The organism is Phenylobacterium sp., from assembly GCF_041913825.1.
GTDB lineage: Bacteria > Pseudomonadota > Alphaproteobacteria > Caulobacterales > Caulobacteraceae > Phenylobacterium.
This window is the reverse complement of sequence record NZ_JAYSEO010000012.1, coordinates 66,374-80,590: the sequence shown is the minus strand read 5'-3', so window position 1 is coordinate 80,590 and position 14,217 is coordinate 66,374. Positions and strand designations below refer to the sequence as shown.

Genomic DNA, 14,217 nt, shown 5'->3' with positions numbered 1-14,217 from the left:
GCCAACCCCTTTGGCGAGCTCTGCCCCTGTCGCTGCGGTCAAGCTTGTGGCCCGTCAACCAGTGTGATGCGAGCGTGACGCAGCTATCGCGCAATGTGATAACACTGTAACTTTCAGGTCACGTTTTCTAAGCAATTACCGTAGGTTACGCACGTAACCGGTTACGAAGGTTACGCTGCAAGAGCCGTCCAGGAGTGCGTTCCATTGCCCCTCGCAGACATCCGAATCCGCGCCGACCTCCGGCCCGAGGACCTGGCCGGCGGCTTCGCCCAGGCAGGCGTGATCCAGGCCCACGACTTCCTGGAGCCCGAGGCCGCAGACGCCGTCGTGGGGCTGCTCGCCGGTCTGCCCTACGTGCTCGCCGCGCCGGACGAGAACGGCGAGACGCTGATCATCTCGGACGAGGTGGTGCGCCGCTTCGGGGAACAGAAGGTCAGGGACTTCCTGCAGGACGTCCTGCGGCGGGCGGCGGGCGGCTTCGCCTACCTGCACCAGACCTATGCGCTGCAGGACGAATATGCGCGGGCGCCGGGGGCGCCGATCGCGCGGGTGACGGAGTTCCTGCAAAGCCGCGCCTTCCTGGACGTGGGCGCGGCGATCACCGGCTGCGCGGTGGATGGCGTCCGGGTCCAGGCGTCGCACTACCGGCGCGGCGACTTCCTCACCCTGCACGACGACCGGCACCGGAGCGACGACCGGGTGGCGGCCTTCACCCTGGGGTTCACCCGCGGCTGGCGGGCCGACTGGGGCGGCCAACTGCTGTTCCACGACGACCGCGGCGACGTGGAGCAGGGCTTCATCCCGCGGTTCAACACGCTCACCGTCTTCAGGGTGCCGCGGCCGCATTCGGTGGCGCCGGTGGCCGCCTATGCCGCCCAGCCGCGGCTGTCGCTGACCGGCTGGTTCGTGCGCGAGAAGGGCTGAGGATGCGTGCGCCCCCTGCCCTCCGGCCCGGCTTGCGGCCGGAGGCCTATGCCGCGGCTTACGCCCGGGACGGCGTGGTGCAGATCGAGGGCGTGCTGCCCGACGCGGTGGCCGAAGACCTCGCCGCGGTGCTGGAGCGCGGGACGGCCTGGTCGCTGGTCTATTCCGACGCCGGAGGGCGGCACGTGATCCTGCCGCAGGCGGAGCTCGCCAGGCGCCCACAGGCCGAGCTGCACGCGGAACTCGAGGCCGTCGTCCGCCGGGCGGCCACGGGCTTCGCCTACGTCTATCTCGTCTATCCGATGATCGACGCCTACCTGGACGGGCGCGATCCCGGCCATCCCCTGCACCGGGTGACGGAGTTCCTGAACAGCCCCGCCTTCATGGACTTCGTCCGGGCGGTGACGGGCGAGCCGGTTGTGAAGGTGGATGCGCAGGCGACGCTCTACCGGCCCGGCCACTTCCTCACCCAGCACGACGACCGCGGCGTAGGCGAGCGACGCGCCGCCTACACCCTGGGCCTGACGCGCAGCTGGCGCCCGGACTGGGGCGGGCAGCTCCTGTTCCACACCGCGGCGGGCGACGTGGCCCGCGGCTTCGCGCCCCGGTTCAACGTGCTGACGCTGTTCCGGGTGCCGCTGCCGCACTCCGTCGCCGCGGTGGCGCCCTACGCGGCCACGCCCCGCCTGACGATCACCGGCTGGCTGCGGGACGACCCGCCGCACGCCACGGGTTCGGGCGGCGGACGGTCCTGAAGCGCGAGCAGCAGGGTGCGGATCTCGTCGAGCTCCGCCTCGGCCTCCGGCGCGCCCTTCTGGGCCCGCTCCACGAGGCCCTGGACCGCCCGCAGAGTCTGGAACGGCGGTCCGCCGTGCCGCCGCCCTCCGCGATAGCCGCGGTAGACGCTGGCCCGGGCCTTGGTCACCTCGCGGACATTGACGCTGTCCAGGGCGGCGGCGATGGCGTGCAGCAGCGGCGTCGGCGCGTCGTTGACGGGTTCGACGAAGCCGTCGTGGCGCAGCCCGAACTGCAGGATCGCCCTCGCCTCGGAGACCGCCTTCTTCAGCCCCGACGGGGTGGTGGAGAGGCGCTGGCCGAGCTGCCGCGCCACCGCCTGGAGGGCCACGTCCTGGTCCGCGCCGCTGGTGGCGCGGGCGTACAGCGCCAAGGCGGCGATCCGCTTCGGCACGCTCAACGGACCGCCGCTGGCGCGTGGCCCCAGCCGCTCCAGCTCCTCGAGCAGCATGTCGATGGTCGCGGCCTCCCACGAGACCGCTTCGTCTGGCCGCCCCCCGACGGCAACAGCGTAGCCCACGTTTGTCTTCCCCCACCGCGGCCCCAATCCGCGGTCACCGAACAATGGTCTATTTCCATCCCGCGCGCCAGAAAACAAGCTGCGCTGTATTGGCGCGGGTCCGGATGCCCGGTTGCCCGGTAAAACGCCGCCACGGGAGCAGAGGGGACGCGCGATGAGCAGGAGAACGCCGCTTTTCTGGGCTGCCGGCGTGGTGCTGGGGTTCGCGGCGCAGCCGGCCGCCGCGGCCGAACCGCCGGTCCGCTCGCTCCAGGGGCTGGCGGCATGCAGCGGCCTGGGCGAGGCCGCGGCGCGGGCGGCCTGCTACGACGCGGCCTACGCGGCCCTCGTCAAGGCGGTCGACACCGGCGAGGTGATCATCGTCGAGCGCCAGGAGGCCCAGGCGGTGCAGCGCAGCGCCTTCGGGCTGAACCTGCCGACGCTGAGCATCTTCGACCGCGGCGGCGCGGCGGCCGAGCCGCTGGACAGCGTCACCGGCGTCATCGGCCAGGCGCAGCGCGACGCCTTCGGACGCTGGACGATCGTTCTCGTCGACGGGGCGACGTGGCGCCAGATCGACGACGAGGCCCTCTCGCCCGCCCCCCGCAAGGGCCAGCCGGTGGAGATCCGAAAGGCGGCGTTCGGCAGCTATTTCCTGAAGGTGGACGGCCAACGCGGCGTCCGCGCCAAGCGCAGCGACTAGCCGGGTCGGGAGGCTGCGGCTCCGCCGGCGGTGGCGCGCGGCGGAGATTCCCCCCACTTTCCGCCTCACCATGAGCCCAGACGCCGTCCAGGACCCGCCCCGGCCCACCGCGCTTCGCCGCGTGGTGGTGAACGCCGGCAAGCTGCTGGGCGGCCGATCGGTGAACGCGGTGCTGAGCCTGGCCTACCTGGCCGTGGCCGCCCGCGGCCTGGGCGCCACCGCCTTCGGTGTGCTGGTGCTGATCCACGCCTTCGCCCAGTTCCTGGGCGAGGTGGTGAAGTTCCAGTCCTGGCAGACGCTGATCCACTACGGCGCGGGACCGCTGCAGGCCGGCGAGGTCCGCCGCTTCCAGCAGGTGCTGCGGCTGACGGTCGTGCTGGACGCCGGCAGCGCCCTGGTGGGCGTCGTGCTGGGGGTCGCCGGGGCCTTCCTGTTCGCGGGGCGGCTGGGCTGGGGGACCGATCAGGCTCCGGCTGCGGCGGCCTATGTGCTCTCCGCCGCCTTCATGGTCTCGGCGACCCCGCTCGGCCTTCTGCGCCTGTTCGACCGCTTCGACGTGCTGGCGGGCCAGGCGGCGGTGGTGTCGCTGGTGCGGCTGGTGGGCTGCGGCGCGGCGTGGGCGGTCAAGGCGCCGCTGTGGGTCTACCTCCTGGTGTGGGGCGTCGGCACGGGCGTGGGCTTCGTCTATCTGGCCGCCGCCTCGCTGGCGGAGCTGCGCCGCCGGGGGCTGCTGGACGGCTTCGCCTGGCGCGGGCCGCTGGCGGAGGGCCTGCCCGGCGTCTGGCGCTTCGCCTGGTCCACCAACCTCAACACCACCCTCGACGTGGCCTTCACCCACGTGGTCACCCTGGTGGTGGGCGCCCTGGTTGGACCGGCCCAGGCCGGCTTCTGGCGGCTGGGCCGGCAGGTCGCCGACGCGATCGCCAAACCCGCCAAGCTGCTGACGCCGGCGCTCTATCCCGAGCTCGCGCGGCTGCGCGTGGCCGCGGGCGAGGCCGAGATGGCGAAGCTCGCCCTGCAGGTCGGCCTGCTGACCGGCGGCTTCAGCTTCGTGATTGTCGCGGTGGCCGCCTTCGCCGGCAAGCCGCTGCTGACCCTCGTCATGGGCCAGGCCTTCGCGCCGGCCGCCGAGCTGATGACCTGGCAGGTGGCCGCAGCCGCGATCGCCATCTTCGCCCTTCCCCTGGAGCCCATGCTCGTGTCACAGGGGCGCCCCGGCGCCGCGCTCCGGGTGCGCCTGGTGGTCAGCCTGGCGTTCCTGGCGTGCCTCACCTTCCTCGTGGAGCAGTGGGGGGCGCGGGGTGCGGCCATCGGCCTCGTAGCCGCCGCCGCCGCCATGGCGCTGGGTAACTTGGGGATGCTGCTGCGGCGCCCGCGAGGGCGGCGCGGCCAACAAGCCGCTTGCGGGGACTCAGCCCCCGGCGCGAAAGACGAACCGTGACTCCGACACCGACCGATCCCGACCGCGAGCTCCGCCTCGGCTTCTCGACCCTGATCGAGGCCCTCGAGTTCGCCGCCACCCGCCTGACCGGCGTGAACCTGTACGACCAGCGCGGCAAGCTGGCGCTCGCCCTGCCCTACGCCACCCTGCGCGACGAAGCCCAGGCGCTGGCGCGCCGGCTGCTGGCGTCGGGCCTGGCTCGCGGTGAGCGGGTGGGGCTGGTGGCCGACACAGACGCAGAGTTCGTGCGGCTGTTCTTCGCCTGCCAGTACGCCGGCCTGATTCCCGCGCCGCTCCCCCTGCCCGCGCCGCTGGCCGGCCGCCAGGCCTGGATCGAGCAGATCGCGCGGCTGCTGTCGTCGGCCGGCGCCAAGGCGGTGTTCGGGCCCGAGAGCCTGCTGCCGTGGCTGGGCGAAGCCGCCGCCGAGGCCGGCCTGCGCGCCCCCGTCCCCTCGACCGAGCTGCCGGACGGCGACGCCGAGCTGCCGCCGATCGGCCCGGACGACGCCTGCTACGTGCAGTTTTCCTCAGGCAGCACGCGCAATCCCACCGGCGTGCTCGTGACGCACAAGGCGCTGATGGCCAATGCGCTGGCGATCACCCGCGACGGCCTGCAGGTGCAGCCCAAGGACCGGGCGGTCTCCTGGTTGCCGCTCTATCACGACATGGGCCTGATCGGCTTCCTGCTGAGCCCCCTGGCCAGCCAGATGACGGTCGACCTGCTGCCCACGGCGGCCTTCGTGCGCCGGCCGCTCATCTGGCTAGACCTGATCACCAAGAACGGCGGGACGATCAGCTACAGCCCGACCTTCGGCTACGAGCTCTGCGCGCGGCGCGCCGACACCGCCGACATCTCGGCCTACGATCTCTCCGGCTGGCGGATCGCCGGCAGCGGCGGCGACATGGTCCGCCCGGGCCCGCTCCGCGCCTTCGCCGAGCGCTTCGCCGAGGTGGGCTTCCGGGCCGAGGCCTTTGTCGCCAGCTACGGCATGGCCGAGGCCACCCTGGCGCTGACCATGGCCCCGCTCGGGCGCGGCGTCACCTCCACGACCGTGGACGTGGAGCGCATGGAGAACGAGGGCGTGGTGGCCCCCGCCGCCGGACGCCGGGCGCGGGAGTTCGTGAGCTGCGGCCCCGTACTGCCGCACCACGAGCTGGAGGTCCGCGGGACGGATGGGCGGCCGCTGCCGGAAGGCCGGGTGGGCCGGGTGTTCGTCCGCGGCCCCAGCATCATGACCGGCTATCTGAACCAGCCCGAGGCCACCGCCGCCGTGCTCGACGCCGACGGCTGGCTGGACACCGGCGACCTCGGCTTCCTGGCCGAGGGCGCCTTCACGCCCACCGGCCGCGCCAAGGACCTGATCCTGCTGAACGGCCGCAACATCTGGCCGCAGGACCTGGAGTGGACCGCCGAGGCCGAGGTCGAGCGGCTGCGCAGCGGCGACGTGGCGGCCTTCGCCGTCGAGCGCGACGGCGACGACGAGATCGTGGTGCTGGTCCAGGCCCGCTCCAGCGACCCCGAGGTGCGCCAGGCGCTGACCGACGACGTCGCCGCGGTGCTTCGCGCCCGGCACGCCGTGGAGGCCCGTGTCGAGCTGGTGGGGGCTCACGCCCTGCCCCAGACCTCGTCGGGCAAGCTCAGCCGCTCCAAGGCCCGCACGCTCTACCTCGCCGGCGCCTTCCATTCGGTCGAGCCCGCCTGACGGTGACGCGGGGCGTCGCCGCGCTGACCGGCGCCACCGGCTTCCTCGGCCGCCACCTGGCCCGCGAGCTGGCCGATCGCGGCTGGCGCGTGCGCATCCTCACCCGTCGAGACCCGGTGGACCCGCTCTGGCGCGGGTTCGAACCCGAGGTGGTGGTGGGCGACCTCGCCGACGAGTCGGCGCTCCGCGCGCTTTCCCGCGGGGCCGAGGTGGTGATCCACGCCGCGGGGCTGGTGAAGGCGCGAAGCCCGGCCGACTTCCTGCGCGTGAACCGCGACGGCGCGGCCCGGGTCGCCGAGGCGGCCGGCGAGTCACGCCTGCTGCTGGTCTCCAGCCTGGCGGCGCGCGAGCCGCAGCTCTCCCCCTATGCCGCGAGCAAGCGGGCCGGCGAGGACGCCGCCCGCGCCGTCGCCGGCGCGCGCCTGACCGTGGTCCGCCCCCCGGCCATCTACGGGCCTGGCGACCGGGAGATCCTGCCGCTGTTCAAGGCGGCGGCGACCAGCCCCGTGCTGCCGGTGTTCGCCGAGGACGCGCGCACCGCGCTCGTGCACGTGGAGGACGCCGCCCGGCAGGTGGCGACGCTGGCGGAGCGAGCGGCGTCAGGCGCCACCTATGCGCTCAGCGATTCGCGCCCGGAGGGCTACGGCTGGCGCGAGATCATGCAGGCGGCGGCCGAGGTGGCCGGCGGTCGGCCGCGACTCGTCCGCGCACCCGCCGTCGCGGTCCAGGCGGCGGCGGCGCTGAGCGTGCTGCAGAGGCTGGCGGGCGAGGCGCCCATCTTCACGCCAGGCAAGGCGCGGGAGTTCCTGCACCCCGACTGGGGCGTCGCGCCGCACGAGCTCGCGCCCGATCTGCCGCCTTCAAGGTTTGACCTTTGGCGCGGTCTGGCGCACACGGCGGCGTGGTACCGCGCAGTTGGCTGGCTTCCGAAGATTTTGTGACCGCGACGTTACAAACGGTGGAAATGCCGCGTCTTCGTGATTAGCTACCGCGCTAGGGACCTTGCCAGAGGGGGCAGGCGTAAGCATGGCCGAAGTCGTCACCGATCTTACGGTGCGTGAAATCGAGCGCGCGGTGACTACCGTGCTCGGTAGAAGTGTGCGCCTGCAGGACGATACCGACATCGCTCGCGACCTGTCGGTCGATTCCCTGGCTCTGATGAACATCGTGATGGAGCTCGAGGACCGGTTCGATATTTCGATCCCACTCGATCGTCTTGCGGATATCCAGACGATCGGGGACCTCAGCGCTCTGATTACCGAGCTGCGGGCGTAAGGCGACAATCGAATGGGACTGCTCGACAAGCACCTTGGCTACAGCCAGGCCTATGAGGGTATCCGCAGCCTGGGCGCGGATCCCTTCAACGTTCGATTCGACGCCGTGCGCTCGCCCACCGAGGCCGAGCTCAACGACCGGCGGGTGATCCTGCTCGGCACCAACAACTATCTCGGCCTGACCTTCGATCCCGACTGCATCGACGCGTCCGCCGAGGCCGTGCGGACCTGGGGCACCGGCACGACCGGCTCGCGCATCGCCAACGGCAGCTTCGGCGGCCACCTGGCGATGGAGAAGGAGCTGGCCAAGTTCTACGGCCGTGAGCACGCCATGGTGTTCACGACCGGCTACCAGGCCAACCTCGGCGTGCTTTCGGCCCTCGTCGGCCGGGGCGACCACCTGATCCTGGACGCCGACAGCCACGCCTCGATCTACGACGGCGCCCGGCTCGGCCACTCGGAAGTGATCCGCTTCCGGCACAACGACCCCGAGGACCTCTACAAGCGCCTGCGCCGCCTGAAGGACGCGCCGGGCGAGCGGCTGATCGTCGTCGAAGGCATCTATTCGATGATGGGCGACGTGGCTCCGCTGAAGGAGATCGTCGCGGTGAAGCGCGAAATGGGCGCCTACCTGCTGGTTGACGAGGCCCACTCCATGGGCGTGCTCGGCGACAAGGGCCGGGGCCTGGCGGAGGCCGCCGGCGTCGAGGCCGACGTGGACTACATCGTCGGCACCTTCTCAAAGAGCCTGGGCGCCATCGGCGGCTTCTGCGTCTCCGACGACGACGCCTTCGACATCCTGCGGGTGGTCTCCCGCCCCTACATGTTCACGGCCTCCCTGCCCCCGGCGGTGGTCGCCTCCACGCTCGCCGCGCTGAAGCGTGTCGAGGAGGAGCCGGCGCTGCGCACGCGGCTGCAGGCCAATTCCAAGCGGCTGTTCGACGGTCTGCGCGCGCTGGGCTTCACGACCGGCGACACCGTCAGCCCCATCGTCGCCGCGGTGATGCCCGACCTGCCGACGGCGCTGACCGCCTGGAACGCGCTGCTGGCCAACGGGGTCTACCTAAACCTCGCCATGCCGCCGGCCACGCCCGACAACCGGCCGCTGCTGCGCTCCAGCGTCAGCGCCGCGCACACCTTCGAGCAGATCGACGAGGTGCTGGCCGTGTTCGAGATGGTCGGCAAGCAGATCGGCCTGATCTCCACCGAGCAGCGGGCCCTCGGCTAGGCGCCTCGCGCGCCTAGGCCCGCTTCCGCCGCCACAGCTTCCAGAGCACCCCGGGCGCCGCCAGGAGCGGGTGGCGCTCGCGGAACGGGGTGACCTCGATGGCCAGGCCTGTGTGCCGCTCGATCTTCCAGGCCGCGTAACGCGCCGCGCCGTCGAAGGTGAACGCCGCCTTGGCGATCCGCGCCAGGTTCAGGGGCCGACCGGCCCGCCGCCGGGCCCGCCAGCGGCGCTCCAGCTCGGCCCGCGACGCGGGGTCCATGCGCGGCCGCAGCTCGTCGCCGGTCCGCTCGAACGGCAGCCCCTGCGCTGTCCAGGCGGGCTCCAGCAGCGCCGCCCAGCGGTCGGGCGCGACCTTCAGCAGCTCGTCGGCGCGGCCGGCGTCCTCCACCCGGAACTCCGCCTTGTAGGTCTGGCGGAACAGCGCCCGCCAGAACGCCAGCGGCGGCCCCTGCGCGGGCCCCAGTGCGGCGGCATAGGCCGACGCCGTCGTCACCGCGGCGCGGACGGCGGCTCGCACCTCGCCTTCGGTGGCCGCGTCGCGGCGCCAGACCAGCGCGGCCGGCTGGACGAAACGCGCCCAGATGGTGGTGTCGAGCGTCGCGCCTTCGGCGGCGCGCCGGAAGGTCGCGAGCGGCAGGGTGGCGACCTTGCCGCGCAGGACACCGGCCGAGGTCTCGACCTCGCGATAGCTGACCTCGGGCCACAGCCGGCGCTCGACCGCGCCGCGCAGGCCGGTGCGGTGCGGCCCATCGGTCAGGACGTAGAAGTCCAGCAGGCCCGAAAGGTCGCCGGTCCGGAGCGTGGAGCCGTAGTAGAGCACCGCCTGAGCGCCCGGCACGCGAGCCAGCGCCTCGGCGAATTCGTCCACCGCCGCCGGCGTCGTGGCGGCCAGCTCCCGCGCCACCCGCGCGTCCAGGCCGCTCACGTGACGAACTCCAGCGTGGGCCCCGGCCGGACCAGCAGGTCGCCCGCGGGATAGGCCTCGCCGTCCAGGACGTACTCGCCGTCGAAGGCGAGCTCGAGCGCGCCGTCCCGGCGCACGTAGCCGGCCGTCTCCAGCCAGCCGGGCGCCTCTCCCTTCCACAGCGGCGGCATGGCGGCCATCAGCCGGCGCGGCGGCGCTTCGATGGCCAGGGCCTTGAGCCCGGGGCGCTCGGGACCGAACGGCTTCAGGCCGAGCGGCAGCTTCTCCAGCGTGGAGGCGATGACGAGGAAGCGGGCCTGGCCGGAGACGGGCTCTCCCGCCAGCCGCAGGCGGATCGGCTCGCCGGCCCGCCAGCCGCGGTCGGATCGGCCCGCGACGCTCTGCACGACCGAGGCCGCGAGCGTCAGCGCCACGGCTAGCGTGCCGAACGCGCCCATCCGGTGCGTGGATTGGGCGAGCCGCGTCGCCCGGACATAGGCGCCCGTGCCGAAGATGAAGCCGCGCCGCAGCTCCGAGCCGTCACGCCGCACCACCTCCACGCAGGGACGGAGCACGCGCGCCGCATCGGGCTGCAGCGCGCGCCGCAGGGCCGCCTCCACCGTCCAGTCGGGCGGCACGCCGAGATCCTCGGCCAGCACATTGGTCTTGCCCGAGGGCACGACGGCAAGCTGCGGGTGGCGGGCGCCGAAGGCCGCTGGGATGCGGGTGAGCACGTCGCGGATGGTGCCGTCGCCGCCGTCCACCACCACCAGGCCGACGCCGTTGGCGGCGAACTCCGCCAGCGCCTGGCTCAGGGCCTCCTTGGTCCGCGGCTTGGCGAACAGGGTGCCCTCGGGCGCCTGCGCCCACTCCATGCTGCGCCGGTTGCGGTAGCTCTTCGGATTGCGGATGACGCCGGCGCGCATCAGCGCGAGAGCCAGGAGACGACCTGGTCGCGCGGCGTCATGAAAGCCTTGGCGAGCTGCACCACGTGGACGGCCAGCGAGATCGCCGTCCAGGCGCCCATGAGCCAGAAGCCATAGCCGGGCGCGCCCAGCAGGGTGGCGGGGGTCAGGATCAGCAGGTTCGGGTTCCGGCGCGCGGTGATCAGCCGGAAGAAGCTGTCGAACGGCCGCCAGGAGTGCACGTGGAAGCCGAAGCGGCGCATGAACACGCCCTCGATCCCCCGCTGCACCCAGTAGCCGATCAGGATGATCCCGAGCATCAGGCCGGCGTCCGGCGGAAGCTGCCCGGTCTGCTGCAGGCCCACGTACCAGGCCCACCACCAGAACGGCGGGTGGATGAGGTCGATGCCGTGGTCGAAGATGTTGCCGAACTTGGACGAGGTCAGCGTCACCCGGGCGAGCTTGCCGTCGACCGTGTCGAGGAAGGTCATGATCCAGGCGCAGACCAGGCCCCATCCGTACTCTCCGACCCAGAACAGCCAGAAGGCGGCGAGCACCAGCAGGAAGCCAACGAAGGTCACCTGGTTGGGCGTCATCCTCGCCAGCGCGCACCAGCGGGTGACGATCCGCGCCGGAAGCGGCCAAGCGTACTTGGTGACGATGTCGGTGACGCCCTTGTACGAGCCCTGGAAGGTGCGGGCCTCCACGGCCCGGACATTGGCCTCGGTGAGCGGCTCGAGAACCGGCGGCTCCTTCTTCCGAAGGGCCTCGTTGTAGGAGAGGGCCTCGGGATCCAGCACCTTCAGCCCGGCGGGCGCGGCGCCGGCCGCCATCAGCTCGGCCACCGCCGGCCCCTGCCCGGCCGCCGCGTGCGCCGCCACCGGCACGCCGCCCGGCGCGACCAGCACAGTGGCCGGCCGCTGGGCCACGGCCTTCAGCAGCGATTCGTCGATCACCCAGTCGCCACGGGCGATCACGGCCGCGCGGCCCGGGTCTGCGGCGCCTGCGGGCTCCAGCCCGGCGCGCACGAACATGCGGCGCAGCCGCTCGGCTCCCGTCATGCCCCAGATCCGGGCGGCGCCGCTGCCCACGACGATCCCCAGGGGACGCCCGCCTGCTGCCTGCTCGCTCAAAACCGCCACCACCCCTTTGCAAATTCGCGCGACTTGATAGCCAGATTGCACCCCGTCGGCCAGAATCCCTTCGAACCCCCTTGTCGCAGCTTCGCCTCGCCCATTTTTCGGACCCGCACCTGCCGCCCCCGGCCATGAAGCTGGGCGTGCGCGATGCGCTCTCCAAGCGGGCGCTGAGCCGCTTCGCCTGGCGGCGCAAGCGCCGGACCCACCGGCCCGAGGTGCTGGACGCGCTGGTTGCCGACGTGCAGGCGCGCCGCCCCGACCACATCGTGCTGACCGGGGACCTGACCAACTTCTCGACGCTCGAGGAGTACGCGGCCGCGACCGCCTGGCTGGGCGGCCTGGGCGCCGCCGCCGACGTCACCCTGAGCCCCGGCAACCACGACGCCCTGATCGGCGCTCGGGCCGGCGATCCGCTGGCCGCCTGGGGCGCCTGGCTGGGCGACGATCCGGCCGAGGCCTTCCCGAAGGTGCGGATCCGCGGCCCGGTGGCGCTGGTCAATCTCAGTTCGGCCGTGCCGACCGCGCTTCACCTGGCGCAGGGCCGGCTCGGCGAGGCGCAGATCGGCCGGCTGGGCGAAATCCTCCGCACCCTGCGCGACGCGGGCCTGTACCGCCTCGTCATGCTGCACCATCCCATCGCCGAGGGCGCCGTCTCCGCGCGCAAGTCCCTCACCGACGCCGCGGCCCTCCGCGAGGTCCTGGCGCGCGAGGGCGCCGAGCTCGTCCTGCACGGCCACGCGCACGAATCGCTGGTGACCCGCGTGCCGGGCCGCGGCGGGCCTATCCCGGTGCTGGGCGTGCCCTCGGCCTCGGCCGCGCCGGGCCGGCACAGCGAGCCGGCGCGCTGGCACGAGCTGGCGATCTCGCGAGACGGCGAGGGCTTCACCACGCGGGTGGCCGCCCGGGGCGTGACGCCGGAGGGTACGTTCGAGGACCTGGGCGCCTACGCCTTGACCTCGCCGGCCCGGCGCTGACGCCGCCATTCGGGCTTTCATCGCGTCACCCCCCTCCCTATGATGGACCAGACAGCGCCAGCGGCCTGTCCCCACGGAAGATGACCAACCCCACCGCCCAGAAATTCGGCCACCCCAGCACCCTGGTCGCGGAAACCGCGCACTGGCTGGTGCTCGTGCGCCCGCAGCAGCCGACGCTCGGCTCGCTGGTGCTCGTGTGCAAGGACGCGGCCGGGGCCTTCTCCGAGCTGAGCCCCGCGGCGTTCTCGGACCTGAAGACCGCGGTGGACGGGATCGAGCGCCTGCTCACCGACTTCGTGGGCTACGCGCGGATCAACTACCTGATGCTGATGATGGTGGACCGCGACGTCCACTTCCACGTGATCCCCCGCTACGAAGGTGCGCGCGAGCACGGCGGCCGGACCTTCGCGGACGCCGGCTGGCCGGGCCAGCCGAGCCTCGCCGACCACGTGGCCCTCGACGACGCCCAGGCGGCGGCCCTCGCCGCGGAGCTCGCCGGCCGCTGGGCCGGCGCCTGACCCGCACGGTGGATCGCTTGCGCCTCATCGACCGCTACGCCCTGAAGCTCATGCTGTGGCCGCTGGTGGGGGCCATCCTGGTGACGCTGACCGGGCTGCTGCTCGAGCGGGTGCTGCGCTTGCTGGACGTGCTGTCCGGCAGCAGCAACCGCTTCGGCTTCCTCACCGAACTGACCGCCAACCTCGTCCCGCACTACCTCGGACTGACCCTGCCGGCGGCGTTCTTCATCGCGCTGTTCGTGGTGATCACGCGGCTGAACCAGGACTCCGAGATCGACGCCCTGCTGGCGAGCGGGATCTCGTTCAGCCGCATCGTCGTGCCCTATCTGGGCCTCGGCCTCGTGCTGATGTGCCTCAGCCTGGTGCTGTTCGGCTATCTGCAGCCCTACTCGCGCTACGCCTACCGGGCCGTGCTGCACGCCGCGGAGAACGCCGGGTGGAGCGGCACCGTCCAGGGCGGGATGATCGTCTCGCCCAACGACAAGCTCACCATGACCACCAACTTCGCAGACGCGGCCGGGCGGCGGCTGACGGGCGTCTTCATCCGCCAGATCGACGAGCACGGCCGCGAACAGGTGATGACCGCCCGCATGGGCCAGCTCCGCACCAACGCGGACGGCGAGAGCGCCACCCTGACGCTGGAGCGCGGCCTGCAGCTCGGGACGGACCGGCGGGGGGATCCCCAGGTGCTGAGCTTCGACACCTTCAGCCTGCGCGTGCCCCTGGCGGGGGCCGCGCGGCTGCTGCGGGCGCGCGGCGGCGACGAGCGCGAGCTGACGCTCAACGAGCTGGTCACCGAGGCCCGGCGGCCGGATTCATTGATCCCGCGCGAAACCCTGATCGCCGAGTTCCTGGCCAGGCTGAGCCGCGCACTGTCCCTGCCGCTGCTGCCGCTGCTCGCCCTGCCGCTCGGCCTCGCCACCAAGCGCCGGGGCGCGGCCCCCGGCATGGTCATCGCCGGGCTTCTGCTGCTCACTTTCAACCAGCTCCTGCAATTCGGCCAGGGGCTCGCCGCAAGCGGCAAGGCGCCGGCGGTGCTGAGCGTCGGCGGGCCGTTCGTGCTGTTCACCGCCGTCTGCGCGGCCACCTTCTTCACCAGCCGCAAGCGCCCGGGCGAGACGCCGGCCACGGTCATGGTGGAGCACGTGGCCGACTGGATCGCCCGGGCTCGCAAGAAGATGAAGATGCGCCGGAGGGCTCCGGCGTGACC

At 72.6% G+C, this 14,217-nt stretch carries 15 protein-coding genes; 11 read left to right on the top strand and 4 right to left on the bottom strand.

What is annotated here, in order from left to right; genetic code table 11:
• The first annotated feature begins 204 nt into the window (after window positions 1-204).
• Complete coding sequence (locus tag ACE3Q8_RS12075; protein WP_374470517.1) at window positions 205-924, top strand: 2OG-Fe(II) oxygenase family protein; 720 nt, start codon at window positions 205-207, stop codon at window positions 922-924.
• 2 nt (window positions 925-926) lie between these two features.
• Window positions 927-1,679, top strand: a complete 753-nt coding sequence (locus tag ACE3Q8_RS12070; RefSeq protein WP_374470516.1) for a 2OG-Fe(II) oxygenase family protein — start codon at window positions 927-929, stop codon at window positions 1,677-1,679.
• On the opposite strand, the gene ACE3Q8_RS12065 is transcribed toward ACE3Q8_RS12070, so the two are convergent.
• Window positions 1,592-2,239 (bottom strand): hypothetical protein, encoded by a 648-nt coding sequence (locus ACE3Q8_RS12065; RefSeq protein WP_374470515.1) that lies wholly within the window; start codon window positions 2,237-2,239, stop codon window positions 1,592-1,594. The genes ACE3Q8_RS12070 and ACE3Q8_RS12065 overlap by 88 nt on opposite strands.
• 154 nt (window positions 2,240-2,393) lie before the next feature.
• Here ACE3Q8_RS12065 and ACE3Q8_RS12060 point away from each other — a divergent pair, with 154 nt between their 5' ends.
• The 6 genes from ACE3Q8_RS12060 to ACE3Q8_RS12035 all read left to right on the top strand — a co-directional run bounded on the left by ACE3Q8_RS12060 (window position 2,394) and on the right by ACE3Q8_RS12035 (window position 8,567).
• Window positions 2,394-2,921 carry a hypothetical protein gene (locus tag ACE3Q8_RS12060; protein WP_374470514.1) on the top strand — a complete coding sequence of 176 codons (528 nt, stop codon included), beginning with the start codon at window positions 2,394-2,396 and terminating at the stop codon, window positions 2,919-2,921.
• 70 nt (window positions 2,922-2,991) lie between these two features.
• The gene (locus ACE3Q8_RS12055; protein ID WP_374470513.1) at window positions 2,992-4,362 is read left to right on the top strand and encodes a lipopolysaccharide biosynthesis protein; all 1,371 of its coding nucleotides are present in this window, start codon (window positions 2,992-2,994) and stop codon (window positions 4,360-4,362) included.
• The gene (locus ACE3Q8_RS12050) at window positions 4,359-6,065 is read left to right on the top strand and encodes a fatty acyl-AMP ligase (RefSeq protein WP_374470512.1); all 1,707 of its coding nucleotides are present in this window, start codon (window positions 4,359-4,361) and stop codon (window positions 6,063-6,065) included. Before ACE3Q8_RS12055 ends, ACE3Q8_RS12050 begins: the two co-directional genes overlap by 4 nt.
• Window positions 6,066-6,067: 2 nt before the next feature.
• Window positions 6,068-7,006 carry an NAD-dependent epimerase/dehydratase family protein gene (locus tag ACE3Q8_RS12045; protein ID WP_374470511.1) on the top strand — a complete coding sequence of 313 codons (939 nt, stop codon included), beginning with the start codon at window positions 6,068-6,070 and terminating at the stop codon, window positions 7,004-7,006.
• A gap of 85 nt (window positions 7,007-7,091) precedes the next feature.
• On the top strand, window positions 7,092-7,340 hold the full coding sequence (locus ACE3Q8_RS12040) for an acyl carrier protein (protein WP_374470510.1): 249 nt from the start codon (window positions 7,092-7,094) through the stop codon (window positions 7,338-7,340).
• Between the two features lie 12 nt (window positions 7,341-7,352).
• The gene (locus ACE3Q8_RS12035) at window positions 7,353-8,567 is read left to right on the top strand and encodes an aminotransferase class I/II-fold pyridoxal phosphate-dependent enzyme (protein ID WP_374470509.1); all 1,215 of its coding nucleotides are present in this window, start codon (window positions 7,353-7,355) and stop codon (window positions 8,565-8,567) included.
• Between the two features lie 13 nt (window positions 8,568-8,580).
• Here ACE3Q8_RS12035 and ACE3Q8_RS12030 read toward each other — a convergent pair whose 3' ends face one another.
• Genes ACE3Q8_RS12030 through ACE3Q8_RS12020 form a run of 3 tightly spaced genes read right to left on the bottom strand, consistent with a single transcriptional unit; the run spans window position 8,581 to window position 11,518 of the window.
• Entirely contained in the window at window positions 8,581-9,492 is a 912-nt protein-coding gene (locus ACE3Q8_RS12030) for a hypothetical protein (RefSeq protein WP_374470508.1), read from the bottom strand.
• Entirely contained in the window at window positions 9,489-10,397 is a 909-nt protein-coding gene (locus ACE3Q8_RS12025) for a diacylglycerol kinase family protein (RefSeq protein ID WP_374470507.1), read from the bottom strand. The genes ACE3Q8_RS12030 and ACE3Q8_RS12025 overlap by 4 nt, the downstream gene beginning before the upstream one ends.
• The gene (locus tag ACE3Q8_RS12020) at window positions 10,397-11,518 is read right to left on the bottom strand and encodes a CDP-alcohol phosphatidyltransferase family protein (protein ID WP_374470506.1); all 1,122 of its coding nucleotides are present in this window, start codon (window positions 11,516-11,518) and stop codon (window positions 10,397-10,399) included. The genes ACE3Q8_RS12025 and ACE3Q8_RS12020 overlap by 1 nt, the downstream gene beginning before the upstream one ends.
• A 71-nt stretch (window positions 11,519-11,589) precedes the next feature.
• Here ACE3Q8_RS12020 and ACE3Q8_RS12015 point away from each other — a divergent pair, with 71 nt between their 5' ends.
• From ACE3Q8_RS12015 to ACE3Q8_RS12005, 3 genes are all read left to right on the top strand, one after another.
• Window positions 11,590-12,489, top strand: a complete 900-nt coding sequence (locus ACE3Q8_RS12015) for a metallophosphoesterase (protein WP_374470505.1) — start codon at window positions 11,590-11,592, stop codon at window positions 12,487-12,489.
• Window positions 12,490-12,569: 80 nt separating this feature from the next.
• The gene (locus tag ACE3Q8_RS12010) at window positions 12,570-13,007 is read left to right on the top strand and encodes an HIT family protein (protein WP_374470504.1); all 438 of its coding nucleotides are present in this window, start codon (window positions 12,570-12,572) and stop codon (window positions 13,005-13,007) included.
• Window positions 13,008-13,015: 8 nt separating this feature from the next.
• A complete protein-coding gene (locus ACE3Q8_RS12005; protein ID WP_374470503.1) occupies window positions 13,016-14,215 on the top strand; it encodes an LptF/LptG family permease in 1,200 nt (399 codons plus the stop codon).
• Window positions 14,216-14,217 lie beyond the last annotated feature (2 nt).